Origin of the sequence: Fuerstiella marisgermanici (assembly GCF_001983935.1) — a bacterium.
Taxonomy (GTDB): Bacteria; Planctomycetota; Planctomycetia; order Planctomycetales; family Planctomycetaceae; genus Fuerstiella; species Fuerstiella marisgermanici.
In genome coordinates this window covers 3,767,091-3,792,063 of the sequence record NZ_CP017641.1, presented here as the reverse complement: position 1 = coordinate 3,792,063, position 24,973 = coordinate 3,767,091, and the positions used below count along the sequence as shown (strand labels likewise).

The window sequence follows — 24,973 nt, the reverse complement described above, 5'->3', positions numbered from 1 at the left end:
CACACTAAGTCACGCTGGTGCATTCATCATTACGAGCACTCGACAGAGCCCCACTACACTGCAAATTCCGTCTTCGAAATCGTAGTGCGACACATAGAAATCCGGCTCCCAATGCCAGCAGGCTGCGCGGTTCGGGAACCGCTGAAACTGAGCCAACGAACAATGCGTTGCGAGTTGATGTGCCGTTGTCAATCGTGGCTCGAAAGGCAAACTGACCGGCATCGTTGACAGAGTCGTGCCCCAGAAATACGGATTGAATGATTCCGCCATCCAGAGAATCGCCTTCACCAATCAGACGTTGCAGAGTTGCGCCGTCCCACCGGTAGATGCCTGTCCCGTCGACTGAATGGGTTGCCGAAACGTAGACTTCGCCATTGCTGGTGATGTTGGGATTGGAGTTATAAAACGTGCCGTCGATAAAGTCTGGACCGCCGGCGATTCGAATCGGTGAAATAGTCGGGGAATCAAAATACAACCCATCAAAATCGTTTGGTGACGGCACATCAAACGTCGCCACATAAACTGCTTCCAGGCTATCATTGATGTCCGGGGCCACGCTGAATGAACGGAGCGTATCTGCGTTTGTGCCGATGGTGATACGATTCGATGGTGTTCCCGTATAGATCCCTTGCTCAAACGGGCTCATTCGGTTGCCCTGAAAAACAACGTCTCCGTTGTTGTTCATTGCCGGCGTCGGAGACGGAGTGAATCCGAATTCAGAATCTGTCGCGATGGTGGTGATCGTCGAATTCCCGATCACTTCGCGACGAATGTCCTCTCCATCGTTTGCCGTATAAACCACCTGATTCAGATTGTTAACGCGGGGACGGGCACCCAGGTCCGAGGCAAAGCTGTCGAATGCAACCTCCGTGAGGGAACCACCACCGCCAACAACAATGCCGCCGCTGCTGCTACCGGTGTAGCGTGCTCGAAATGCGACGATGCCAGCGTCGTTAATGGACGTTCGAGTCCCGAAAAAACCGTCAATCGTGCGGCTGCCGACGGTGTTGCCTGAAGAAGCAATTGTCGTGACAGAACTGCTTCCAGGTTCCCAGCGAAGAATCGACGAAGAGTGCTGAAACGCAACCTGGCCAGCGTTGTTCAATGATGGAAGGTTGGTTGTTTCAAAGATATACTCGAACGAACTCACCACGCCGGCCGGTGCGGCATTGACGTCAAACAGCGAGAACAAGAGCACGATTGGGATGATGTTGCGCAAGATGTGAACTCCTCTGGTGATGTCTTTGTTTCGCTGATCGTTGCATCCATTAGCAGAAACTTCAAATAAGCTGGCAGCATGTTCAACGTCTGAGTCGGTCGGCAGCGCTGTCGTGATTGGAGATGTAGAGCTTGACACGGCTATAGGTGCCCAGGACCATCTGTGACGTATGCAGAAAGCCCGGTCACAGCGTAAACGATACCTTGGATGCTGCATGTTCTGCACACGTTTTCTCTGTCCTGCAGTCACAATTGAGGCTTTCCATGTTCCAGTACTCAACAGCGATCTGCCTATTGTGCCTCGTCTTGCCTCCTGCGAAAGCGGACGCGATTTTGTGGTATAACGGCGACAGCCGGGGAAGATCCACAAACGCCACGATTAACTTCGAATCAACAAATCTCGGATCGGCAAACATTTACGACGACTTTGTCGTCGATCGCCCCTGGATGGAGATAGGCGCGCAAAATGGCCCCACCATCGGCGCGCAACCGGTCCCACCTCGTTTGCCCTGCCGTCGTCTCGCCGTCACCGTTTGCTCTTCACGTAACTCCTGAGAGCCAACGGTGATGGGGAGGCGTAAGGCAGGCAGCTCCTGCTGTTGTAGAGCTTGAACTGCGTGATTCGACTTTGCCGAATGACCAGCTTGTAGTGGGCCTGTTTGCACGCCTATCTCCACCTGGATTGTGAACCGAGTCTGGTCAAACAACTCGATGAATGTTTCGGGGATTACACAGGCTTCGTGGGCGATTCGCAGCGGCGTTTCAGCGGGAAACGGAGGCACGTTGATCGCTGGCGGGACGAGTGGTGCCACGCAAATGCTCACCGGGCGCCCTGGGAATCCTTATTCGAGTGAGTTCAAAATTGAGGTTGCGGGTTTGAATGTTGCGCTGGCCCCGGGGCGTTACTGGCTGTCGGTGTCCCCCGTTGTCGGCGATGCGGGTTCCGGGGTTCTGGCGTCTTACAACACAGCAACGTTCAAAGACAACTCAATTGGAGAACCTTTCACGAACAACGACAACAGCTTCCTGTTTTGGAGTGCCAACACCACGAATTTTGCTCCCCGATCGCTCGATTTTTCTATGGGGATCGCAGGCACGCCTGTTCCAGAGCCAGGTCCGGCCACATTGCTTACCGGCATATTTATCGCCGCCATGGCAGGACATCGCAGACGCCGGTCTCGGCTGACTTTTTCAACGAATGCTTCGATACCAGATAAGGAACTAGTGGACGGGAACGGGCTGGCTCAGAATTGAGTCGACATTGACGCTCAGGTCGCCGCGGAGGACGTGCGAGTCAGAGAACACGGCTGGCTGAACTGTGAGGTGTCGAGAGTTTGGCCCGCCGGTAAGTTTCACGCCCATGATGCGGACACCCACGAACTTAACAATCGTGTACGTCGCGTTGTTTCCCTGACCAGTAACGGAAATGAAGATGGGAATAGCGCGAACCTGGCCAATGATATCTTCAAGCGCATCTTTGATGCCGGCACTTATTCCGGTATCTCCGTTCAGGTACAGGGCTCCACTCGAATCGAACGTAATCCTGTTGTTTGGAAAGAACGACAGATCGTATGAATTGAGTCCGTAGCGAATCTGTCGTTTCAGGTCCGAGGTGCTGTTTCCTGCGTGGCCGAGGTCTACCGTGCCGCGATTCCCTGGAGCCAGCCCACTGTTGAGGTCCGGATAGATGTTGATTTCGAGGATTCCATCTGATTCGTCCGCTTCCACAACCCGGTCATTGGCATTCCACGCGTACTCATCGTCAAACGAATTCGCGTTGGCGCCCTGCCCAGTCCCAACGTTTCCGCATGCCGACGACGTGCTGGTCCCATACACTTGATCCAGCAGGTTTGACCATGATCCCAGATCAAGTGCGATCGGAAGCAGGTGAATTGTGTCCGAAGGTGGAGTACCGGGCGGCAGTGTGAATCCGTTTCCGGGCTGGAGAGCGTAAACGGAGGTGGTGGTCAGTTCGAAGTTTTCACGTCCCAGAAGCTTTGCAAACGTCATTGGCAATGCGGTGGTGTCAGTGTTCGTTCTCCTGACCGTAACCTCGACCATGTTGTACGGTGACACGCCCCACTCGTCTTCCCACTCCTTATCAGAGTCGTTCCATGACCGCCTGCCGACTCGAATGTCGCGAACCTGATGCGCGTCCGTGGCCGCAACATCACCAGTTCGGAACTTCGAAATCATCTCAACGGCCCGTGCACGAGCGATGCTTTCCGCTTGATCAACTGTAAGCTCATTGCCGGGGCCGAAAGACCTCGCAATCTCAAGCGTTGCGGCATGGGCAGCAGAATCGGCAGCATTCTGCATCTGGCCCTTCGTGAGCGTTACCATACCAAAATCGACGACAAACGCGGCGAATGCAAAAGAGATCAACAGCATAACAGCCGCGAACACCAGAATTACTCCTCGACGGTCCAGGTGCTTCCGGCCAGTCAATGATCGCTTAGGATTTGCTTTGTAGGTGCACATGATGGTGACTCATAAGATGACGTGAATGAAACTCTGAATATTGATAAACCCTTCAACCGCTTGCCGCCCTCATGCCCCTTATTGTGAGGTAATGTCGATGTTGAACTCACTCAGGTTTTTCTCATAGTCCTCAAGTGAAACATACTGGACGACTTCCTGGTACCGATGAATCACACGCGGTGTCTCATCGGTGTACACAAGCCCTTCTGCCGCGTAGTAACGTACGCGTTGCTGATAAATCAGCTCAACACGGTGAGCGCCTACGTTGACGGTTGTGTTATCGACGGAAAACTGTGGTGAATAGTCCGCCATGGTCAGGCTGCCTCGTGGAGCGGTTGCCATCACCGGAGTCTGAGCAAATTTCCCCCATGTTCGTGAACGGCCGTTACTGATGGAGACCTGAAATTTGTCTGCCGAGAGTGACAGACCAACGGTGTAGGTCATCTTGTCATAGTTGTTTCGCAGCGGCCCAACTTCTTCCGAAAACACGATTGCATGGTTCGTTTCGCCGATCCATGTCTGCACCTGAAAGCCGCCACTCCTGAATTGGGGCTTGCTTTGGTGGTTAATTTCGACCATTCCGAAAACGCCGTCCGTAGACTGGTTAGCGGAAATAACATTAACGATTTGAGGCGCTCCAACTGCTTCATCAGGATTTCGGATATAGGCAATCCAATCCTCTTCGACGCGTACAATCGCCGTGGGATCAAACGGCGGTTCTGTCGTCGCCTCGTCCTGCGCTACTGCCTCGCCGCATATGCTGAGTGCTACGACGCACGATAAGCATTTGAATGACATTTCCATGTTGCTCCCCTTGCAGGATAAGTTGTCAGATGGTGTTGATTTGAAAAGGGGAACAGAGTCACTCTTTGCGCATTGCGCATTGTCCGCGTATTGTTTGCCCGTTCAGGAATCGGCCGCCCGAATAGCTGATCGAATTAAACGGGACGGTCACATCAATCTCGATCAAGTCTCGTTGTTCGGCAACTGCCAGGCTCGCAATTTCGTTGCCCGTTTGGATTGACGTCACAACAATTTCAACAGTGACATCAGATGCTAAGCAGCCAACCATGGACGTGACGTGATTCTTCACTTTTGTTTCGACATCGGAGTTTGTCGAACCATCCACGATGGCAGTGCGGCAACCTTCGCGGGAGGCGCTCGCTAAGAGCTGGGAAACCATTAGCGCGCGACCAAACTCCATGATTCCGAGCAGAATCAGCATGAAGATTGGGAAGCAGACGGCCATTTCTACCATGGCAGCTCCCCGGCGGAAGTTACGCTTTTGGTTTCGCCGCGAGGCGGTGTCTGAATTTCTCATGGTGTTGCTCTCATGTTGCATGCCCTTCACAACGCTATCTCTCAATGTCGTGCGTGGATGTTAGGACTTGCCGTATTACGAGAGTTTTATTTCCCCACAGCCCGGTCCGCTTCCGGTTATTCGGAGACGTCTGCGGATCTGTTGCACGGTGGCAACACACATTTGTCCAGACGAGTCAAAAAGGCATCAAACGGACAAGAACGCTACAGCAATCTGCGGGGTGAGTCCGGCCGGCGAGACGGTTTGGCCTGCTACGGGCTGATCCAGGCGGTATGGTCCACGCTTTGGACTGTCTGGAGGCATTCACGGCCATGCGACACGAATTGCCTACGTCAGTACGCGGTCAATCGTCTCAAACAGCCGTTCGGCAACGATTGGCTTGCGAATGAAGTCGTCAGCGCCTGCTTCCATACATAGGCTGCGATCGTAGCTGGACGACATAACGATTATTGGAGTACGCGTGCCGGTAAGAAGTTCCTGTTTACGGACGCGCGCAACAGCATCTAAACCGTTGATTCCTGGCATTTCGACATTGGTCAAGATTAGATCATGGTTGTGATTTGCGACGGCATCAATGAGTTCCAGGCCGGTTTCGACTTCCGTAGTCGGGTAACCGATTTCTTTAAGAAACACGCAGACTATGCGACGGATTACTGGTTCGTCGTCCGCCACCAGAACTCGGATTGGTCCCTTGTCCCGCAGGCGATTGATGAGTCGAACCTGCTTGTTTGAGTCACCCATAATTTGCACGATGCTCCAAAATTGAACCGGCCTGCTTCAACTTCCGGCGCTGCTGGTCCAAAGGACATCCCAATATGATGGCGGGGCCCAGATAAAGTGCGTTACGGCACGTCAGTGGGATATGTGCGACAATCGGCATGTCAAGACGCATTTGTTGCAGAATTCCGGCGGTGGAAAAGGAAAATTATTGCTGGCGACGTCGGGATTTTCGGAATGACGCGTTGTCGTCGCCCCACGGCAGCCAAGCGTTGAAACTGCGGTGCATGATGGGCTAGCCCTTACGCATGCAAAGACGATGGGTTGGGTAGAAATCCCCACATTTGTGCAGCGTTCGTGGCGTCCCTGAGGTCCGGCAATCTACTGAATCGAAGTCACGCTGCCGGAGATGCGACACAGATCAGCTGCGGCTACTACATCCCCAGCACGGCAAGAACCCACGAGCGTTTTTTATTGAGCTTCGGACGCAGGTCAGTGAGACGCCGCGAAAGAATCGCAATTTCGTCTGCACCGGAATCGTGACGGAGGTTTGCCCCACGATTCAGGTAGGTTGCAAAACAGCATCAGGTCATGTCGGCAGTTTTCTACTTCCGGCACTATCCGGCGTGACTACCCGCCATCCTTGGTCAAACGTTCAGGGGCATGCTGAAAAATCTATCAGTTGGGTGACAGTATGTAAGTGTCAAGGTGAATGAAATTGCGCCCTCGATACGGATACACACGATGCCAGAACATAACTCAAGATGCGTGATCGAAACGTTGGAACCACTTATGCTCATGTCCGCATCCGGCGTCGATGCACAATCGACTTCAGACATCGACGTCCACTCCGTGTTGATCTTTGACCTCGACGATAGCGGCGCCGCCGAGGTAACTGGCGAGACGACTGCTCAGGATAAGTCCGGCATTGCAAGCCTTGGGTTGTTGGTTGAGTTCGATATTGACGGCGACGGAATTCTGGAGGCCATCGAATGGATAGACGGGACAGGAGACGGAATTCTGATTGATGCAGCGAAGGTCACTGGTAGCGAGATTGATGGTTCAGCGTTGATTGGAAATGACGCGAATCTCTACGGCAACGGCTATGACGAACTGGCTGCCTTCGACAGCGATGGAAATGGCCTGGTTGAAATTGCTGAATTTGCTGATTTGAAACTGTGGCTGGATGACGGCGACGCCAAGCTGGAATCTGGAGAACTAGCTGAACTCACAGACTACTTCATCTTCTCGATCAGCACGCGTCTGAACTCGGCAACAGAGCTTATGCAGTCGCTGGCCTTCCTGATGGACGACAGTCAGATCCTGACGGAGAGCGTATGGTTCGGTTCCAACGGAGATATTGTTGACGACTCAGTACCGGATGACGCGTCCGAACCGCCAAACAACGGACCGGTGGCGGTAGATGATCAGGTCGTGACCGCCTTTGGAACGAAAGCTCTGATCAACGTCCTCAGCAACGATAGCGACCCGGACGGCGACGCCGTTGCGATTCTCTCGGTCGGTCAGCCTCTGAACGGGACCGTCGTGAAGGAAGCGGACGGTCGCCTCACGTATACTCCGGACGATGGTTTTTCTGGCGTTGACTACTTTGTTTACGCTATCACTGACGGCGAATTATCTTCCACTGCTACAGTGCGAGTAAACGTGTCTGCACCGGCAGAGCAACCTGTGGACGACAATGACAACAACGTTGGACCAGCAGTAGGTCAGGAGCACGGAAATGCGTATGCCTTTGGTTTCGGGAACAGCAAGGCATACGCCCATGGACTGAATGGTGGAAACGGCCAGTCCAGCAACAATCGACCTACCGCCTGATAAGCCGAACAGTCCTGACGTCGCGGGCACCACCTGTAGCCCCCGCTGGCTCCATCCAACTGACGATGCCGACAATCTTGGTACCGGCAGGGATGTCTTTGCGACACCAGAGCAGTGGTAGAAGGCCTGCATTCGCCCGCAGTGAGGCTTCAGCTATTTGAGCGCGGCCAGCGGATAACTGCAGTAGCTGAGCATCGCCGTTCGTCAGCACTGCAAAGTCTTGACTGTCTAGATATGCAGCTGGTAAGTCAACAACACGTGTCTCCATCACATCAAATCCATTTACCAGGTTTAGTTCGACAAACTCCCCTGTGCCACGTACTGTTCGCCGCGCGTGAAAGTGAACTCCATCTTCGGTCGCCAAGGCGTCGATGTGTCTCAGGGCGTTACAATTTGAATTCAACACGATCGTCTGAAAATTCCCGCTGCTGTCCCGTATTGAGCGACGAAGTGCTGGCCCTGACGGCAGCTCATGAACGTGAAAAAACGTTCGACCGTCTGGAGTGGCGACAGCTCGCAAACCGGTAGCTGAAATCCCTGTGTGTAAAATCCCGTCGCTTTCAGGCGAGATCAATACCAGTTTCTCGCTGTCAGCATTGACTCCGACCAATTGCAGTCGAGGCGCTGCCTGATCAGTGGCCATGATTTCAAATTCGTAATTGCGAACCGGGTTCGCGCCGGCTGGCAACAAGCTGATGCGACCGCTAAGTCGGTGCAGCTGAAATTTCTCGTGGTCACGCCCTGACAGTGCCCAGCACAACAGATCATGTTCCGGATCAGTTGCGGGGAGCGGAAGCCCTCGCACAGTGAAGTCCTCATTGAGTTCCAAAGTGAGAACATCTCTGACAGATTGAATCACTGGCGGCTCATTCGCATCGCTTACACGAACTGTAGCTGCCACCGTTTCGTGGCATCCAGACGATGCGACGGAGATATCTACTTCATACCGGTTGTCGGTGTCGAAATCCCGAGGGGCTTCGTAGTTCGGCGGCGAGACAAACCTGAGCTCACCATTGGAACGGTCGATGTCAAACTGCTCGCAATCAGGGCCACCGACGATTGCCCAGATAATCAGCCCTGCATGGCGATGCATGATTGGAATGACTGAACCTACATGCGTTTGGTTCTCGGTGGCGGTTAACTCCGCCGCACGCAGTTCAACCGGGGGTGAGCTCGTAACCAGTTTGATCGGCTGCTTATCGGGGCTCCAATGAGTTGACGAGACAATGCCGCCAGCCAGAAACACAACGACACATCCAAGTAGCAGATGACTTCGCCTTAGAAAAACCCGGCCTACCCTGTTGCGTCGGTTAATTCTGCGATCCGGCACAGCACAACCGTCGACGTATCGCTGCAATACGTCACGAAGTTCGCCAGCAGACTGAAACCTTTCTGCCGGGTTTGAAGCACAGGCTGTCATGACGATATCTGCAAGAATACGAGGGACAGCCGGACACTGCTGATTGAGATCCGGCAGATCCAGGCCGTTCCGTTCGCTTGTGAGTTGCCCTGAATCTTTTGTCGGCCACGCCCTGGTCCCCGCAAGAAGCTCAAACAATGTCACCCCTAACGAATAGACATCGCTTCGCTCGTCGGCCTGCCCGCGGATTTGCTCAGGAGCCATGTATCGCGGTGTGCCGATCGTTTGAGGTCCCAGACTCAGGTCGTCCGTAGCACTATTAAGCTTTGCCAGGCCGAAGTCGGTGACCCAGACCCGACGATTTTCATCAATCAACAGGTTCGCAGGCTTGATGTCTCGATGAATGACCCCCTTGTCATGAGCATGCTGAAGTGCATCCGCAATCACGGCTCCCGTGACCGCCACCCTTCGATAGATATCTGCGTCACCGTCTTCAACCAATGGGAGCAGAGTGTCTAACGTTGCGATATGCTTGTCGTGTGTGGCACCTTCGGAGACTTCCAGGGTTCGATCGAGACTCGTCCCATGGATGTACGGCATTGACAGGAACATTACACCGTCGTCTTCCCCGACATCCAGTAGCGGAACGATGTGATCGTGATCCAGCCGCGAGACGACCTCCGCCTCTCGCACGAATCTTATCTTTTGTTCGTGTGGCGCCTGCCGACTGTCGTGCAGAACCTTGATCGCAACTCGTCGGGAAATTTTCGGATGTCTTGCTTCGTAGACAACGCCCATCCCCCCACTGCCGACTGAGCGCAGGATCTGACACCCGTTGATGGAGTCCGGAATGGCATCGGCTTGAGCGGTCCTGAAAAGTGCCTGCAGTGCCGTCAGAGCGGCTCCAAGCTCTGCAGACATCTCTGGGTACTGGTCGCAATAGTAGGAGATCGTGACTTTTTCACCGGCGAGCAACTTCCGCTGAAATTCGTCACAGACGTCTTCGAGAAGGGCGTGATGTTGATCCAGTTCGCCGGGCATGGTGATGACGTGTCTGTAATTGTACGGGCATACGTCTGCCGGCTTTTGTCAGGCCTGCAGTTTTACTATCGGGAGGCTACGCTCGCTCAAAGCTAGGTCGGTAATCGCGAGCAGGGACTTCGTCCGGGGCAATTGGCCGCTATTACGAATTCTGCGTGGTCGTTTTTCGCGGTTGCAAAACCCACAACCTCGAATATGGCCCGTGTAATCGTCACGACGCATAAACAACTGAACATCGTTCACTGTGTCGGCAATCACAAGAAATCTTGATTCCTGGCTGTGTTATTCCTGACTCCAGCCGAGATTACGGAGTTCTGAATTCAGCCTGTCCAGAGCTCGGACGTAACGCTTCGTCGCGGCCGCTGGTGTGATGCAAAGTAATTCGGCAGCTTCGACGTTGCTGATCCCGTCGTGTGTCCGAAGCTGCAAAATGGTCTGGTCGTCAGCTGAAAGGCGGCGGACCGCTGTCACAACGACATGGCTTGACTCCTTTCGCATTACTCGCGCTGAGGGCGACGACTGTCTGTCGGCAATCTCAGCAAGCGGACTGAAGTCCGCATCCTCGGCGTTATTGTTGTCCAACTCGCAGCTGAGCGATCGGCACTTTGCGAGAAAGTGCCGACGAAGTAACTGCCTTAATCGCTGAGTAGTTAGAGCAACCAACCAGTTCTTCGCCGAGAACACGGGATTCAGCAGGAATTGAGAAAGGGATCGCGAAGCTTCGAGGTAGACATCCTGCAGCACGTCCGAAGCATCGAGGCGGCGGCGCAGTTGTCTGCCAACGCCTCCGCGAATAAGTCGTTTGAGCTGCGATTGTTGCTCAACGAATTGTTCAGCAAGTGCCGTCACACCTGCAGTCCGCAATCGACAAATGTCGGACGCTTCGCTCAGCGAAGTATATTCTTGCTGTTGTGCCATAACCTGATCCTCCGTTTGGCCAGCTTACATTCGCCCTTCTCCCCAGAACACGATGGCGCACACCAGAAACGATCAGCAACACGTTGATTTTCTGCAACAAACGGGTTGAACCTCATTTTTCTGATCCAACGACGGAATACACTCTTTGAATCGATACAAAAAGCGGCGGAGCGAGATGTCTGACGAAGCTAGCCGACAGGTCACCTCGCCCCGCTGCGAGGCATCCATCAAGCGGTGGGAAGACCTGTTGACACGTCGGCGTTACCGGGTTTCATATCAGCTGCGATCCTGCCTTTGAAAACTCCACCTACTCTACAGGCCCCTGTCTTTGTCCGAGTGACTGCTTTGACTGCCGTCTTGATTGTCGCCTTCCAACGAGCTGCACAAAAAGGCCATTGAAGCAAAGACTGGCAGTACCAGATCAACGATTGTCGTGGCAGCTCATCCTCTGCGAACCAGGCCGACGTAGCCATCACATTCGCTCGCGCCTGCCGGAGTAGCTTCCAGCCCGTTGAACTGTCACTCGACTTCGTGATCGCTTCCTCCAACGTCTGTTGCCGACAACTTGCCATATGCAAGTGGTCTTTTGAGAGTGATTCGGGTTGCCAACGGTACCGAGTCAATGGCTCCGCTACAAATGCCATTCGTGTCTCGATTTGGGCAATTCTAAGCCACAGATCCCAGTCTTCGGTTCCATGATGGTCTGTCCGAAATCCGCCCACAGACTGCAGTAAGTCCCTTCGGACAAGAACGCTGGACAGGGTAATAAAGTTGTCCAGCAAAAGTCTCTCTAAGGTTGAAAGGTCGCGAGAACCTGTGTCCGGTGGTCTTTCTTCAGATACTCGGTCGTCGCCAAAATTCCTGCAGTTCGTATAGATGAAGGGAGAGCCTGAGTCCTGAGCCGCCTTCAACTGAAGTTGCAGTTTGTTGGGTTCCCAAATGTCATCCGCATCCAAAAACGCGATCCAGGGATAGCTGGCCATGGAAACACCCAGATTCCTGGCAGCCGCTGGCCCGGCGTTCGCCTGCTTGATGTACCGTATCGGCGCACCGTAGGCCTGAATTATTGACGCAGACGCATCTGTGGATCCGTCATCAATTACGATAATCTCGACGGTGCACGCGATTTGCCCCAAGGCACTGTCGATTGCTTCCGCGAGGTGAGATTCGCCGTTGTACACCGGCATCACCACGGTCACTTGGCTGTTGTTCATCAGGTGTGTTTCTGGATAGGCAATAGAAGTCTGAATACTCCCGTGCCATATGCGTGCCCCGTCCGATCAGGACCCATTGTTCGACGCAACATTACAGCAAGCAGAAAAAACTGCTCGTTCTGACGTCGTGTTGCATTTTGTGAACAATTCGGTCCAGTCCGCCAGCGGCGAAACAGCTTCGATAAAACCTCAAGCAAAAGTGTGCAGTGAAGCCGACTAACAATCGGCACAAGTCGGTGCACAAGCCACCCACTTTTCAGCGGGCTCAAGTTTGGCCGGTGTAATGCCGCAGCAGCTTTCAAGTCAGGACGTGTGGAAGCAGGCGAAACCAGCTCGGCTGGAGCACACTCACGACGATCAAATGTTGTCTGACGCCACTGAGCCCAGACGATCTCGGAGTGCCAGAAGTTGACTGGGCTGTGTCGAGACAGACGAGAGTCTGTGTATGAGGCCGCGTTTAAGGACAACTGCACTTACGATTCGTCAGCAGGTCAGAGTGTCAATTAATCGCGTCGCGTTAAAACAGATGCCAGGCTTTGGAGTTGAGTTCTCTAGCAAGTTGCTCATCCTCGGCGCGGGCAATCAGGTCGTAATAGGCGTACGGGTATTTGAACACATGGCCCAGGCCGAGTGTGTTGTTGCCTCGCTGCTGCCAGTAGTCCGAGTCGTCCGGACGCAGGGTGGTGGGTTGATGGTCTTTAATTCTTCGGTCGCCAGACTGAGGTCCCTTTCTCGTCACAGTGACGTACTTGTGAAATGCGGTCCGGCAACTCTCTGCCCACTCAGCGCCGTCGATAGCCGCCAATTCGATGAGCGACTGTCCGTAAGTTAGCATATGTCCGGCAAACCCCTGTCCGAACCCTTTGAATTGATCTATGGCAGTGCTCGCTTCTCTCAGTACAAATCGAGATGCCGCGACTTCGTCTGTAAACGGCGGTACTTCGATGCTGTTATCTGGATTTTCATCGCGCCACGGCTTGAATGATCGAATCAGATTGCAAATGCCATCGACTCGCTGCTTCGTAGCGGTTGCCGGTAGCATTCGAAAGCCTTTGATTGCATGCATCGCGAATATCGCATCGTGGCCTACCTCTCTCAGCACGCCGCCGCCCTGAGCCAGTGACTGACCAACTCGGTCGACTGCATCCTGAACCTGATCATCTTCAGGAAATGCGGCGCACAGTGACGATTGTCCCCAGTTCAATCTAAACAGCTCGGCGATGCGACTTCGCGCGGGTGGTTTGAAATTGTTGTCCACACACATCAAGTGAGCAGAGATCATCGCGGCCCCGCGATGCCCGTCAGCAAAGTAGTTACGCTATGCGGCCCGAGCCAGTGCGTTGATTCCATGTTCAACAAGCCATGTCGGAGGCAATTCAGGTTTCTGTTCATCAGCACACGATTCCAACGGACACTTCATTGCCGCCAACCCGAGGGTAATGCCTGAGGCGAATTCTCGACGGTTCAGGAACTTGGCCATGTCTGGTCTCACTAGCATTTGAAGTTTGAGGTCAGCAGACTACATGCAAAGCGTTGTCAACAGAAGCAATGCACTCCTGATCACGTTATGTTGAAAGTTCCATTCACTCCCACCTGATCTATATTCCACAAGCAACCTGTGATGGCCCCAGGGCCAGCGCATACTAAGTTGTTTTGCCGGTAAGGATTTGCATCAAATAGTCAATGTTCCATCCGGCCATTCTTCTTTTCATGACGTTGCTTTGTTTGCCAGGATGTTTCTTGATGAGGCTGAGTGTGAGTCGTCTGAGCCATGACAAATTGTTCGCGAAGATTCGGTTTCGGACTCGACTCTCATCCTCGCGGTAGGTCATGTCGAGACTCCAGTGCAGCGTGTTTTCTATGGCCCAGTGACCACGAACCGTTGTTGCGAACAGCTCGCCTTTGCGACGCAGACTGCTGATGTAGTAGCGAACGTCAGAATGATGAATGCCGTCCTGCTCGTACATTCGGATCGCCGTTCCGATGGTCTTGAGTCCGGCCCATTTGTGGCCCACGTCAAAATCGACAGGCACGGTCGCCTGATAGTAGATTCTCTGTTCCTGCCGACCGTGTCCCTTCTCTGTTTCTTCATAGCGACTGACGGGACAGCGAGCGAAGTCATCCTCCAGGTGATCGAGAAAAAACTTCTGCACGACCTCATAGAGTTTCGGTTGGTTGCCTTTCAGGGCTAACACATAGTCTGCATTGCCAGACACGATCTGCTGCGCAATGTTTTTTTGACAACCCGCTGCGTCAATCGTAATGATCGCCTCATCGATATTGATTTCGTTCAGTAATTTCGGGATCGCGGTGATCTCGTTCGACTTCTCTTCCGTCGCCACCTGTCCCAGAGAAATCCCCTGATCAGAAGCCCACGCACTCACGATGAACAACGCACCCAGCCCATTCTTTTTGTCATGTGATCGACGGAGTGCTTTGCCATCAATCGCAATCTGTTTTCTGTAGCCTTCTTTCTGTTCGTCGGAAAGTCCTTCCAGCGATTCAATCCATTGCACGAAGCACGCTTGAAAGTCGTTCGGCTTCAGGAGAGAAAGGACGCGCCGGTACGTATCTTTTTTCGGAATGCCATGCGGAAGTGCCAGGTGTTTCTGCAGGCCATCGGCATTCAGTCGCGCCCATTCCGCAATCGCACTGGGGCCGTCGGCGTTGGCCAGCACTCCGCAAATGGCGATCACAATCACATCACCAAGCAGATGCAGACGATTGATGTTGGAACGCGGGTCTTTCAATTGATCAAAGTAATGAACAATGTTTCCTGTCAGCTCCTGGGTGACCGCCAGTTCAACTGTCGACATCTCTTGTCCTCTCCTCGTGAAGTCCGATGTTACGACACGAAAAGACTAACCAATACTCACTTGTCGCGCCAGCCTAAATTGCCCAAAGTGCGCGCTGGCCCTAGGGGCAATGCCTGCCTCCTTGAGGATGTTTCGGACTATCTGACGACGGATCCTCTTAATATCCATTTTTCTCAACTCGCCGACAACTCGGAAATATCCAAAGCCTGTTTGTTTCGCAATTTCGACGACGAGCTCTCGTGTTTTTCTGGGCTTGCGGCGTCCGCCCTTTGCTTGTTTCTTTCTCGGCTCGCCAGATTCGTCCCGCACCCAGCGCCTGACCTTAATCCCATCGAGATGGTCTTCTCTAAACTCAAACAACTCTTTCGATCACAGCGGCCGAGGTGTTTTTCAAAGATTGCCGAAGCAGTTGGCACAGACCTCAGCCTCATCAGGAACGAAGACATTCAAGCCTACTATAACCATTGTGGATGTCTGACCGCATGATATGAGTAAACTGCTCTAAGCGAACCTCGATGCGTTTTGTTACAGCAACTTGAGGATACCGCCGACGAAAGTTTCCGGGGAAATGTCGGGAAACGCAGCAGGAGTGCGGTCCAGCCGCTGGCGTTGCTGGTGCCTTCGGTGCCATGCTGTTCGTGCCGTGCGGGATCGCTTGCCGATACTGAACAGGACTGGAAAGTAACAGGCTCGGCCGGAATCGTAAACAACATGAAACTCTTCCATACCGATCTGTTTGTGCTGCCGTTGCCGGAGGGGCATCGGTTTCCGATGCAGCGGTATCGGCTGCTGCGAGAGCGGTTGGAAGATTCGGGTTTGTTTGCTGCGGAACAGATGTGTATGCCGCCTGCGGCGACAGATGAGCAACTGCGGTTGGTGCATACAGCCGACTGGGTTGAGCGCGTTGCGACGGGCGGATTGACGGAGGTTGAACAGCGTCGGATTGGATTTCCGTGGTCGCTGGAAATGGCGGAACGCAGTCGGCGTTCCGCCGGAGCAACCATTGCGGCGGCGAGCTGTGCACTCACTGATGGCGTGGCCGCAAACCTGGCGGGTGGTACTCACCATGCGTTTGCCGATCGAGGTGCAGGTTATTGCGTGTTCAACGATGTGGCGGTGGCGATCCGCTGCCTGCAGAGTGAACGCAGAATCGAACGGGCATTGGTCATCGATCTTGACGTTCATCAGGGCGACGGAACCGCCGCGATTTTTGCAGACGATACGAGCGTCACAACATTTTCGCTGCACGCGAAGAAAGCATTTCCCGCTCGAAAGCAGCGCAGCGATCTGGACATCGAGCTGCCCATTGGGACCAACGATGAGGACTACCTTGCTGCTGTGAAGGCGGGACTTGACTGGGCCGCAGGGCAACCGACACCCGACCTGGTCTGTTATCTGGCGGGAGCCGATCCGTTTGAGAAAGACACGTTGGGAGGGCTTGCGGTTACGAAGGGTGGTCTGCTGGAGCGCGACCGCATGGTAATGGGCTTCTGCGGTGATTCCCACCTTCCCCTCGTGATCACGCTGGCTGGCGGTTACGCGGAAGATATAAGCGATATTGTCGATATACAGTTCCACACGATTGTTCTGGCCCGGCAGATGCTGTCACAATGCTCGCCGACGAAAGACAATTCAATTGGCAAATAAATTCGGACGGCCGGCGAACGACCAATAACGCGTCAGCGGCTATTGCCAAGTATTCGAATTATTTTCACAAAGCGAAGCCCAAGCACTTTAATGCCTGCCCTGATTGAACTGCGGAATCTGACCAAAGATTACGGGAGCTTCCGTGCGCTGGATCAGGTGAATCTGACGGTCGGCGACGGTGTAACGGGGCTGCTGGGACCGAACGGCGCGGGGAAGAGCACACTGATTAAGGTGCTGTTAGGGCTGGTTCGCATTACTTCTGGCGAAGGCTTTGTGCTGGGGCATGACATTCGCAAAGAAGCGGCCGCGATTCGGGCCAAAGTGGGCTACATGCCGGAAGACGACTGCTACATGCATGGGCTTTCAGGCATCGAAAGCGTGCAGGTGGCCGCTCGATTGTCCTGCCTGCCTGCGACCGAAGGGCTGCGTCGCGGCCATGAAATCCTCGACTTCTGCGGCATGGGGCAGGAACGCTATCGCAACGTCGAAACGTTCTCGACCGGCATGAGACAGAAACTGCGGTTCGCCATGTCGATTGTCCACGATCCGGAATTGCTGATTCTGGACGAACCGACTTCGGGGCTGGACCCGGAAGAGCGTGAAGCTATGCTGAACCGCATCCAGGTGCTCGCCCGCAAGTTCGGCAAGGCCGTGATTTTGTGCACTCATATTCTGCCAGACGTGAAAGTCGTGTGCGATCGAGTCACCATTCTGGCCGCTGGTCAGGTGCGGCTTGCGGCCAAACTGGAAGACGTGTTGAAGTCACCAAATCCGGAAGTCACGTTGCAGGTTGCCGATGGTGCAGACCGCGTGGCGGCGGAATTGAAGCGGCACCGAAATTCTTGCGAAGTGATCAGCGATACAGAACTGCGAGTCGCCGGTGACGTGTCTGAGATTGCGGAATCGGTCTGGACGGCGTCGCGTGATGCGAATGTTGCTGTGCAAAATCTGATTCCGTCGCAGTCTTCGCTGGAAGAAGTTTTTCTAAACGCCGTCCGAGAAAAACGCGCGATTGGGGAGCAACTCAGTGCCGATACATAATCTCGGTTATCGAGAATGGGAGGGGCAGCGTGAGTCTGGAAACAGTCGCTGGTCGGTGATTGCAGGCGTCGGTATTCGACGTGCCTGGCAAAGCAAATGGTTGCGCAGAATCGCATTCGTTGTTTGGGCACCACCGCTGGCCTACGGCATTCTGATCTTTCTGTTCGAACAGGTGCTGACCGGCGAAATTGCGACTCGGCAGGGCGAACGCAGCACGTTTCTGGATGTCCTCACCTTTTTCCTGCCGAGTGAATCAATGAATGCCGTGCGAGCAGGATTGTATGCTGCGAATACGGCGGTCGGCGACGAACTACTGACGGTGGCTCGACCGATTTTCTGGAAGAGTGTGCTGCTGCAGTTGCAGCGTTCGCAGACGATCGGGCTGATCCTGGTTGTCGGGCTGGTTGCGCCACCATTGATCTCTCAGGATGTGCGCTCGCGCGCGTTTCTGCTGTACTTTTCGAGGCCACTGACTCGCTTGCAGTACATCGCCGGAAAGTTCGCGACTGTCGCGGCGTTTCTGTTGCTGATTTGCACGTTGCCTCAGCTGATGCTGTATGTCTTTGCCGTGCTGCTGTCTCCTGATATTTCTGTGGTCGCGTATACGTGGGATCTGCCTTTGCGAGCGATCGTCGCGTCCTGCGTGACGATCATTCCGACGACGATGCTGGCGTTGATGTTGTCGTCACTGACAACAGAGACTCGGTTTGCGACGTTTGGCTGGTTTCTGATTTGGATCTTTGGCCTGGCGGCCTTCGCCGTGATTTCAAATTTTGATGCAGGCACTTCGCAGATTGTGCTTCGCATCGGATTTCTGTTTTTGCTGTTCAGCGATTTGTCGACATGGATTCTGGATATCCCGGCTCGAGTTCCGTTTCGGGATACTCAAATCGCGTTCGCGATCGCGCTGACGGTGATTTGCACGGCGATCATTTTTAGAAAGGTGTCGGCCCCTCTGCGAGCGTAGTGCCGGTTAACTTATGTCCTCCGAATACCTCATCGAACTCAACAAGGTCACGAAGCTGTACGGCACGGTGATCGGCGTCAACGACTTCAGCATGCAGCTGAAGCCGGGCGCTTACGGTTTGCTGGGCCCCAACGGAGCTGGCAAAAGCACGCTGCTGAATCTGTTGATCGGGCAGCTCGTGCCGACACGCGGAACCGTCCGCGTACTCGGGCAGAAGCCGCGCAACAATGCGAAGCTGATGTCGAAAATCGGTTTCTGTCCCGGGTTCGAAGGTTTGTACGCCAGCACTACCGGCCATGACTGGGTCACGTTCCTGCTTGAGTTGCACGGCACCGCGCCGGCGGTAGCTCGCGAACGAGCTGAAGAATGCATGGCACTGGTTGGAATGGCGGCTGACATGGCTCGTCCGATCGCGTCGTATTCACGCGGCATGCGACAACGTACCAAGCTGGCTCAGGCGATCGCCCACGAACCCACGTTACTGATTCTTGACGAACCCTTCAGCGGGCTAGACCCGATCGGGCGAGCAGAAATGACGGCCGTGCTGCGCGAGTGGATCAAAATGGGCAACAGCCTGATCATCGCCAGCCACGTACTGCACGAAATCGAGGCGCTTACCGATTCGTTTTTGCTGATTTGCGGCGGGCGATTGCTGGCGTCAGGTACTGCAGCGGAAGTGAACGAACTGCTGTTCGACACGCCTTCCGAAATCGACATCGATTGCGACCAACCTCATGAACTCGCAGCGTTGCTGATGAAAACGGAACTGGCCACATCAATTGCCATCCAACAGCGACCGCACGGTGTGCAGCGGGTTCACTTGCAGACCGTCAGTGCCGGGAAGCTTTGTACAGAATTGCCGGAATTGATCGCAGGAAACGGGCTGACGGTCACGCGGCTGCATTCGGCAGACAACTCACTGCAAACACTGTTCAACTCGCTGCTGCGAATTCATCGGGGTGAGCTATGAACAAACTGCTGGCTGTTTATCGGTTCGAAATGAAGCGAATCCTCACGCCCGGTCGGTCGCTGTGGTGGCTGTTGGTCGTGGCGTTTCCCGTTTCAATCACGATCCTGATGGAAAGCTTTATTCCCGCGCCGCAAGGGGCAGATCCGCAGGACATCGATACCGCGTTCACGATCGCGTTGTACTTTCTGGGGCCGTCGATCGCCTGCATGTTAGGAGCGTTACTGACGGCTGCTCCGTCGGTGGCTTCTGAACTGGAACAACATAGCTGGATCTATTTTGCGACGCGGCCGAATGGACTTTTCCATCTGGTGATGGGCAAGTTCTTTGTCGCGGTCACGTGGACAGCATCGGCCTCGTTGCTTGGCGTTGCCCTTTCGCTGCCGATCTCACGAATTCAAAGCACGGGCGAAGCAGGCATGGCGCTGCTGCTGGTGGCTCTATTATCTTCAGTCGGTTACTCAGCGCTATACATCATGATCGGGACCCTGTTTCCTCAACGAGCCATGGTGTTTTGCGTGGCGTACACTGGAGCGGTTGAGTTATTCATGGGCTTCTTCCCGGCGGTGATCAATCGGCTAACGGTGCAGTATCGACTGCGATCGTTGCTGTTTCACTGGACGACTCAAAGCGAAGCGTTCCGAGATTCTGACGTGCTGAAGTATGTGGCGTCGACGGAGGGCGTTTTGCTACAGTTGCTGTGGCTGGCGTCGTTCACCGCGATCTTTCTAAGTGTCGCATTGGCAACCGTTCAAGTGCGCGAGTTCACGGCGGCGCAGGAAACCGACGTATAGCTTTCCACAACAACGGACGTTCTCAATGGCCGAACCCACGACTTCCAACTCCGCTGCCGCTGGCGTTTCTTACCTGTACATGGCCGCTGCTTTTGTGGTCGTCGTCGCAGGGATGAGGGCTGCAGAAGGAATTCTGAATCCGTTGCTGTTGGCCGTGTTTCTTTCCGTCATCAGCGCGCCTGCGTACTTCGGATTGCTGAAAAAAGGCGTGGCCAACTGGCTGGCTCTGCTGATCGTGATCGGCGTGCTGTCGATTGTTGTACTCGGCGTGGCGTATGTCGTCATGGATTCCATCGGCCGTTTTTCGTCGCAACAGGATCACTATCGGGGCTTGATCGAAGACCGTACGCGCGGCATACAAAAACAGTTAGAAGCGTGGGTTCCGGATTGGTTGAAGGATGCGCCTCCTGCGGAAGATGTACCGGTCGACCCCGCAGAATCTGAAGTGGTAACCGACCAAATCGTGCCGGACGAGGGCGACGTGGCATCGCAGGAACCGGCGGCTGAAGAAGTCGTTCGACCGGAAGAAACTTCTGAAGCAAGCCTCGTCGCAAATGGCACGGAGGAACCTGTAGCGGATCTTAATACAACTGAGGCTTCTGAAGCCGCTACTGAAATTGAGGCCGATTTAGCTGACGCGCAAACGGAGATCGCGGCTGCTGAAACAGCGGTCGAAGAATTGGCGGCGGGCAAATTGGTTACCGTTTCGCCTCAGGCCGACACGGAAAGTGCCGCTCATAAAGCTGGTGACACACTTTTTGCGAAGCCGACAAGCCCTTTGCCTAACAACGAACAAAGCTGGCGTGAATACTGGTCGGAACAGTTCAGCCTTCGAACGGCACTCACCATGGCCAGCGTCGTTGTTGAACGACTCGGCCAGTTGCTGGGCAATACGTTTCTGGTATTGCTGACGGTCATTTTCATTCTTTTGGAAGCCGGTACCTTCACCACAAAGTTGAAGGACGCCTTTGTCCGCACGGACGACATGACGCAGCGAGCTCAGCAGATTGTTGAGAGCATTCAACACTACATTGTGATCAAGACGTGGGTCAGTCTTGCGACGGGAGTATTAGTCGTGGTCTGGCTGAAGTTTTTGGGTGTGTCGTATGCTCCGCTGTGGGGGCTGCTGGCATTTCTCTTCAACTTCATTCCCAACGTCGGATCATTCATTGCAGCAATTCCAGCCGTTCTTATTGCGTGGCTGGAACTGACGACGCTGCCAGCCGTCGCTTGCGCGATCGGCTTCATTGTGGTGAACGGAGCGATCGGCAACTTTATCGAACCGCGATTAATGGGACGAGGCCTTGGCCTGTCACCGCTGGTCGTCTTCTGTTCGATGATCTTCTGGGGCTGGGTGCTTGGCCCAATCGGCATGCTTCTGTCCGTGCCGCTCACCATGACCGCCCGCATTGCGATGGACGGCTTCGACGACACAAAGTGGATTGCAACGCTGATGGGCAACGCGGACAGCGCGGCGTAAAGAGCCCCGGCGCGATCGAGCATCGCCCAATCGGATATCGCGGACACAGTTGCGCAAGTCCACTCTGACATTTCGGCAAGTGCGTTCATCGGCGATTGCTGGTTTGGGGACGGTGTTCGGGCCGAGCGAAAACCCCGCGTTTCCTTCACTTCGTTCAGTCCAACACCGGCCACCCCTAAAAACAGAACTCCATGAGCCCACGCGTTTCAGCTCGCCGCAGTTTGGCAGATTGCACTTCTGTCGGCGGGCGGGTATCACTTACGTGACCACAGGAACGATCAGCCTCACTGCAGCCCCGCCACAGACGCAAACCAACCCTCCTCTCGCGCCAGAACGAAAGCAGGTCGCATGATGAACTCATTGATTCGGCAAAAAGCAACGCTTGCGATCGCCGTTACAACGTGCAGCCTTGTCGTCGCCAACGCCCCGGCTGCAGACTGGCCACAGGTGCAGGGAGACGCACTTCGTTCCGGCAACGCGTCCACACAAACGCTGCAGAAGTCGTTAGGACTGGTCGCTGCGATTCCAATGACCGACGCCATTTTGGCTTCGCCCGTCGTTAGCGACGGCAAGGTATTTGTTATTGATGGATCGGGCGTTGTTGTGGCCATCGATATCGCCACACAGCGGGTGGCTTGGAAGTTTGCGACTCGCGGCGGCCCCGGCAACTGCAACAACGTGGCCGCGCCGACCGTCATTGGCGACTTTCTGCACATCGGCACGATGGCCGGGTTTTACTACGTGTTGAATCGTGAAACCGGCGAAGTCGTGAACGAAATTGACTGCGGTGAACCAATCTTCGCGGCGCCAGCGGCTGGGAAAGACCGCGCCTACTGCGCCACGTTGGGCGCGAAACTCTACGCCCTCAAGCCAAACGGTGACGTGATCTGGACGTGGGATTTTGTCAAAGAAGTTGTCGACTTTGATGGCGATAGGTGGAAGGGCGCGGACTGGCTGAAGTTTCGTGGTGATCGAGTCACGTGGCGCGATCATTTTGTGTGTTCGCGAGACATCTGCCTCGTGGACAACACGATTGTGATGCCTGCCGGCGGTCGCACGATCTTTCTGGAAGACTCCGGTGATAGGCCCACACTGAAGAAAGTGGGCGAAATCCCTTCGTTCGCGGGTAAGGAGTTTCCGGCGACGTTCGGTCAGAGTGCCGACGCGGCTGGCAACGTCTATGTGCAGTGGCATCGGCGCGACAATGCGGGCCGGGTTGAAGTGCTAAAACTGAACGGCGACGACCTGGAGACAAGCGTCGTACACGGCACGGAAACGTCCATCGGGCAGCATGGCCTGCTGAGTTTCGCGCCGGTCAGCGTGCGCGGCGAGGACGTCTATCGGGTGCGGCCGGAACACGGGCTTGGATTGTGCCGACACACTATCGGCGTCGAACAGCCTGAGGTGCTGTGCGACGCGGGTGCGATCTGTCCGCCAGTGCTGACTCTCGATCATGCCGTGTACGGCGGCCTTGATGGGCAGATTCACGTCGTGCCTTTAGCGGGCGATGGGGTAGCGGGGGATGGACGTGAGCACTTTACCTTCGCCACAGCGTTTGGTGCTCCGATTTCTGCACCGCTCGCCGTGGTCGACGGGCGTGTCTTTGCTGGCTGCGAAGACGGCTATCTTTACATTCTGGGGCCAAAAGGAAATGCGGAACTGCCGACAGAGGATCTGGAGGTTTCGGAGTTGCGAAGTTCGTTGACGGGACGATTCGCTGCAGCGAAGTACAACTGGTATACGAACTACGGCGACTTCGGTGGCACGAATGCGAACGACCAAGATCTGAAGCCGCCTTTGCGAATGAGATGGGCGCGGCGGCTGGAAGGCACCGTCAAACATCTTCCTGTTTGCGGCGGCGGGCGGATGTATATGCACACGGCGGAGGGGCAGATTCTGGCCGTCGAACAGGACACGGGGCGCTTGCTATGGCGACGCTATTGGCCGGACGTGTATCTGTCGTTTACGTCGCCGCTCTACATTAAATCAACAACCGGCGTTGAAAAACTGATCGTGCCTCAGGGCGGAATTAAGAAGTCGCGGATGCGATGTCTGAACGCGGCCACTGGAGAACTGCTTTGGGAAGCTCCGTTCACCGGCTCGCCAAGCTGGAGTCGCCAGTTTCCGCCCGTCGTCCACGGCAACGTTGCGATCTACGCTTCCGGCTCTGGCGAATACGCGGCTCAAGGCACGGAGAAACCGTTCGTGTTTAAAGGCGAACCCGTCGAACGCGATGGTCGTGAAGTGATGAGCTGGATTTATTCCAACGACAATCCGTACTACCCTCAGGACCATCGCCCACGAATCTGGGCGTGGGATCTGGAGACTGGCAAGGTGGTCTGGGAGAAGGACTTTTCCGAATTCGGCCGCGGCGGCAATGACTGCGGCATCTGTGTTCTGGATGGAAAACTTTATTACTCGGTATTCTTCGGATACGCCGCCAGTCAGCGGCAACGGCGAGGACTGCCCGTCGAAAACAACGGCCTCACGGCGTGCCTTGATCCCGCCACCGGCGACGTGATCTGGAAGACGACAGACTACTACGTCACGTCTAAGTGTACTCTTAGTTCGCGCGACGGACGCATCTTTATCGGCGGGTTCAATCGAGCCAAAGAAGGCACCGATGATCGTTTTGTTTGGTGCCTAAAAGCTGAGGACGGTTCATTGGAATGGAAGTCTGATCCGGTCACGTCGGCTCTTAACGTGGTGACGGTGGGAGAAAAGTACGTCTTTTCTAACGCTCTTCGAGGCAAAGGCAACGTGTTCGATCGCAGCACCGGAAAAGTCGTGAATAGCATTGGACACAACTACGCATGCTGCCGCTTTACGTTGTCGGAACCCTATGTTCTGGGAGCCAACATGGACATGATCGACCTGTCGCAGGACGGCAAGTTAGTATCCACTGGCCCGGCGATTGATTCCCGCGAATGCCTGGGAGCCGTCGTTTCCAACGGCCGCATTTTCTACATGTCACAAGCCAGCGGCTTCGTCGTTTCGCAAACCTACGGAGCGGCATCGGAAACGTTGCCCGCTGTGTGGGAACGGTAAAGCCACGTACCGACACGCGGCGTTTATGCAAAGTTACTGCGCATGCTAGTAGAGTTTATCAGGTTGACACCGTCGCCAACGACAATCACCATATTACCTGTCGAATT

The 24,973-nt window shown here is 54.7% G+C and carries 20 protein-coding genes; 9 read left to right on the top strand and 11 right to left on the bottom strand.

The window, feature by feature from the left end:
• Nucleotides 1–4: 4 nt before the first annotated feature.
• Nucleotides 5–1,219 carry a choice-of-anchor tandem repeat NxxGxxAF-containing protein gene (locus tag Fuma_RS14170; RefSeq protein ID WP_158520981.1) on the bottom strand — a complete coding sequence of 405 codons (1,215 nt, stop codon included), beginning with the start codon at nucleotides 1,217–1,219 and terminating at the stop codon, nucleotides 5–7.
• 710 nt (nucleotides 1,220–1,929) lie between these two features.
• Between Fuma_RS14170 and Fuma_RS14160 the strand changes: the two genes are divergently transcribed.
• The gene (locus tag Fuma_RS14160; RefSeq protein ID WP_077024702.1) at nucleotides 1,930–2,472 is read left to right on the top strand and encodes a hypothetical protein; all 543 of its coding nucleotides are present in this window, start codon (nucleotides 1,930–1,932) and stop codon (nucleotides 2,470–2,472) included.
• Here the strand turns inward: Fuma_RS14160 and Fuma_RS14155 are convergent.
• The 4 genes from Fuma_RS14155 to Fuma_RS14140 form a co-directional block, all read right to left on the bottom strand.
• On the bottom strand, nucleotides 2,440–3,699 hold the full coding sequence (locus tag Fuma_RS14155) for a pilus assembly protein TadG-related protein (protein WP_083732048.1): 1,260 nt from the start codon (nucleotides 3,697–3,699) through the stop codon (nucleotides 2,440–2,442). The genes Fuma_RS14160 and Fuma_RS14155 overlap by 33 nt on opposite strands.
• A 78-nt stretch (nucleotides 3,700–3,777) precedes the next feature.
• Nucleotides 3,778–4,497: a hypothetical protein gene (locus Fuma_RS14150; protein ID WP_145944167.1), complete on the bottom strand. Its 720-nt coding sequence runs from the start codon at nucleotides 4,495–4,497 to the stop codon at nucleotides 3,778–3,780.
• Between the two features lie 64 nt (nucleotides 4,498–4,561).
• Entirely contained in the window at nucleotides 4,562–5,020 is a 459-nt protein-coding gene (locus Fuma_RS14145; RefSeq protein WP_158520980.1) for a TadE family protein, read from the bottom strand.
• Between the two features lie 327 nt (nucleotides 5,021–5,347).
• Nucleotides 5,348–5,761 carry a response regulator gene (locus tag Fuma_RS14140; RefSeq protein WP_077024698.1) on the bottom strand — a complete coding sequence of 138 codons (414 nt, stop codon included), beginning with the start codon at nucleotides 5,759–5,761 and terminating at the stop codon, nucleotides 5,348–5,350.
• Between the two features lie 768 nt (nucleotides 5,762–6,529).
• Here Fuma_RS14140 and Fuma_RS14135 point away from each other — a divergent pair.
• Nucleotides 6,530–7,573 carry an Ig-like domain-containing protein gene (locus tag Fuma_RS14135; RefSeq protein ID WP_145944165.1) on the top strand — a complete coding sequence of 348 codons (1,044 nt, stop codon included), beginning with the start codon at nucleotides 6,530–6,532 and terminating at the stop codon, nucleotides 7,571–7,573.
• On the opposite strand, the gene Fuma_RS14130 is transcribed toward Fuma_RS14135, so the two are convergent.
• The 6 genes from Fuma_RS14130 to Fuma_RS14110 all read right to left on the bottom strand — a co-directional run bounded on the left by Fuma_RS14130 (nucleotide 7,563) and on the right by Fuma_RS14110 (nucleotide 14,922).
• Nucleotides 7,563–9,974, bottom strand: a complete 2,412-nt coding sequence (locus tag Fuma_RS14130) for a serine/threonine-protein kinase (RefSeq protein ID WP_077024696.1) — start codon at nucleotides 9,972–9,974, stop codon at nucleotides 7,563–7,565. The genes Fuma_RS14135 and Fuma_RS14130 overlap by 11 nt on opposite strands.
• Before the next feature lie 282 nt (nucleotides 9,975–10,256).
• On the bottom strand, nucleotides 10,257–10,892 hold the full coding sequence (locus tag Fuma_RS14125) for an RNA polymerase sigma factor (RefSeq protein ID WP_077024695.1): 636 nt from the start codon (nucleotides 10,890–10,892) through the stop codon (nucleotides 10,257–10,259).
• 227 nt (nucleotides 10,893–11,119) lie between these two features.
• Entirely contained in the window at nucleotides 11,120–12,106 is a 987-nt protein-coding gene (locus tag Fuma_RS14120; RefSeq protein ID WP_077024694.1) for a glycosyltransferase family 2 protein, read from the bottom strand.
• Between the two features lie 517 nt (nucleotides 12,107–12,623).
• Complete coding sequence (locus tag Fuma_RS14115) at nucleotides 12,624–13,388, bottom strand: hypothetical protein (protein ID WP_218922438.1); 765 nt, start codon at nucleotides 13,386–13,388, stop codon at nucleotides 12,624–12,626.
• A gap of 36 nt (nucleotides 13,389–13,424) precedes the next feature.
• Nucleotides 13,425–13,586, bottom strand: coding sequence for a hypothetical protein (locus Fuma_RS35915; protein WP_218922437.1), 162 nt, complete (start codon nucleotides 13,584–13,586; stop codon nucleotides 13,425–13,427).
• Between the two features lie 163 nt (nucleotides 13,587–13,749).
• Entirely contained in the window at nucleotides 13,750–14,922 is a 1,173-nt protein-coding gene (locus Fuma_RS14110; RefSeq protein WP_077022421.1) for an ISAs1 family transposase, read from the bottom strand.
• Nucleotides 14,923–15,633: 711 nt separating this feature from the next.
• On the opposite strand from Fuma_RS14110, the gene Fuma_RS14095 reads away from it, so the two are divergent.
• The 7 genes from Fuma_RS14095 to Fuma_RS14065 all read left to right on the top strand — a co-directional run bounded on the left by Fuma_RS14095 (nucleotide 15,634) and on the right by Fuma_RS14065 (nucleotide 24,866).
• Entirely contained in the window at nucleotides 15,634–16,569 is a 936-nt protein-coding gene (locus tag Fuma_RS14095; protein WP_077024691.1) for a histone deacetylase family protein, read from the top strand.
• 90 nt (nucleotides 16,570–16,659) lie between these two features.
• Nucleotides 16,660–17,610 (top strand): ABC transporter ATP-binding protein, encoded by a 951-nt coding sequence (locus Fuma_RS14090; protein ID WP_077024690.1) that lies wholly within the window; start codon nucleotides 16,660–16,662, stop codon nucleotides 17,608–17,610.
• Entirely contained in the window at nucleotides 17,597–18,577 is a 981-nt protein-coding gene (locus Fuma_RS14085; RefSeq protein WP_145944164.1) for a hypothetical protein, read from the top strand. Before Fuma_RS14090 ends, Fuma_RS14085 begins: the two co-directional genes overlap by 14 nt.
• A 13-nt stretch (nucleotides 18,578–18,590) precedes the next feature.
• Nucleotides 18,591–19,547 carry an ABC transporter ATP-binding protein gene (locus Fuma_RS14080; RefSeq protein WP_077024688.1) on the top strand — a complete coding sequence of 319 codons (957 nt, stop codon included), beginning with the start codon at nucleotides 18,591–18,593 and terminating at the stop codon, nucleotides 19,545–19,547.
• Nucleotides 19,544–20,338 (top strand): hypothetical protein, encoded by a 795-nt coding sequence (locus Fuma_RS14075; protein ID WP_077024687.1) that lies wholly within the window; start codon nucleotides 19,544–19,546, stop codon nucleotides 20,336–20,338. The genes Fuma_RS14080 and Fuma_RS14075 overlap by 4 nt, the downstream gene beginning before the upstream one ends.
• 25 nt (nucleotides 20,339–20,363) lie before the next feature.
• Entirely contained in the window at nucleotides 20,364–21,818 is a 1,455-nt protein-coding gene (locus Fuma_RS14070; RefSeq protein WP_077024686.1) for an AI-2E family transporter, read from the top strand.
• A 348-nt stretch (nucleotides 21,819–22,166) separates the two neighbouring features.
• The gene (locus Fuma_RS14065; protein ID WP_077024685.1) at nucleotides 22,167–24,866 is read left to right on the top strand and encodes an outer membrane protein assembly factor BamB family protein; all 2,700 of its coding nucleotides are present in this window, start codon (nucleotides 22,167–22,169) and stop codon (nucleotides 24,864–24,866) included.
• Nucleotides 24,867–24,973 lie beyond the last annotated feature (107 nt).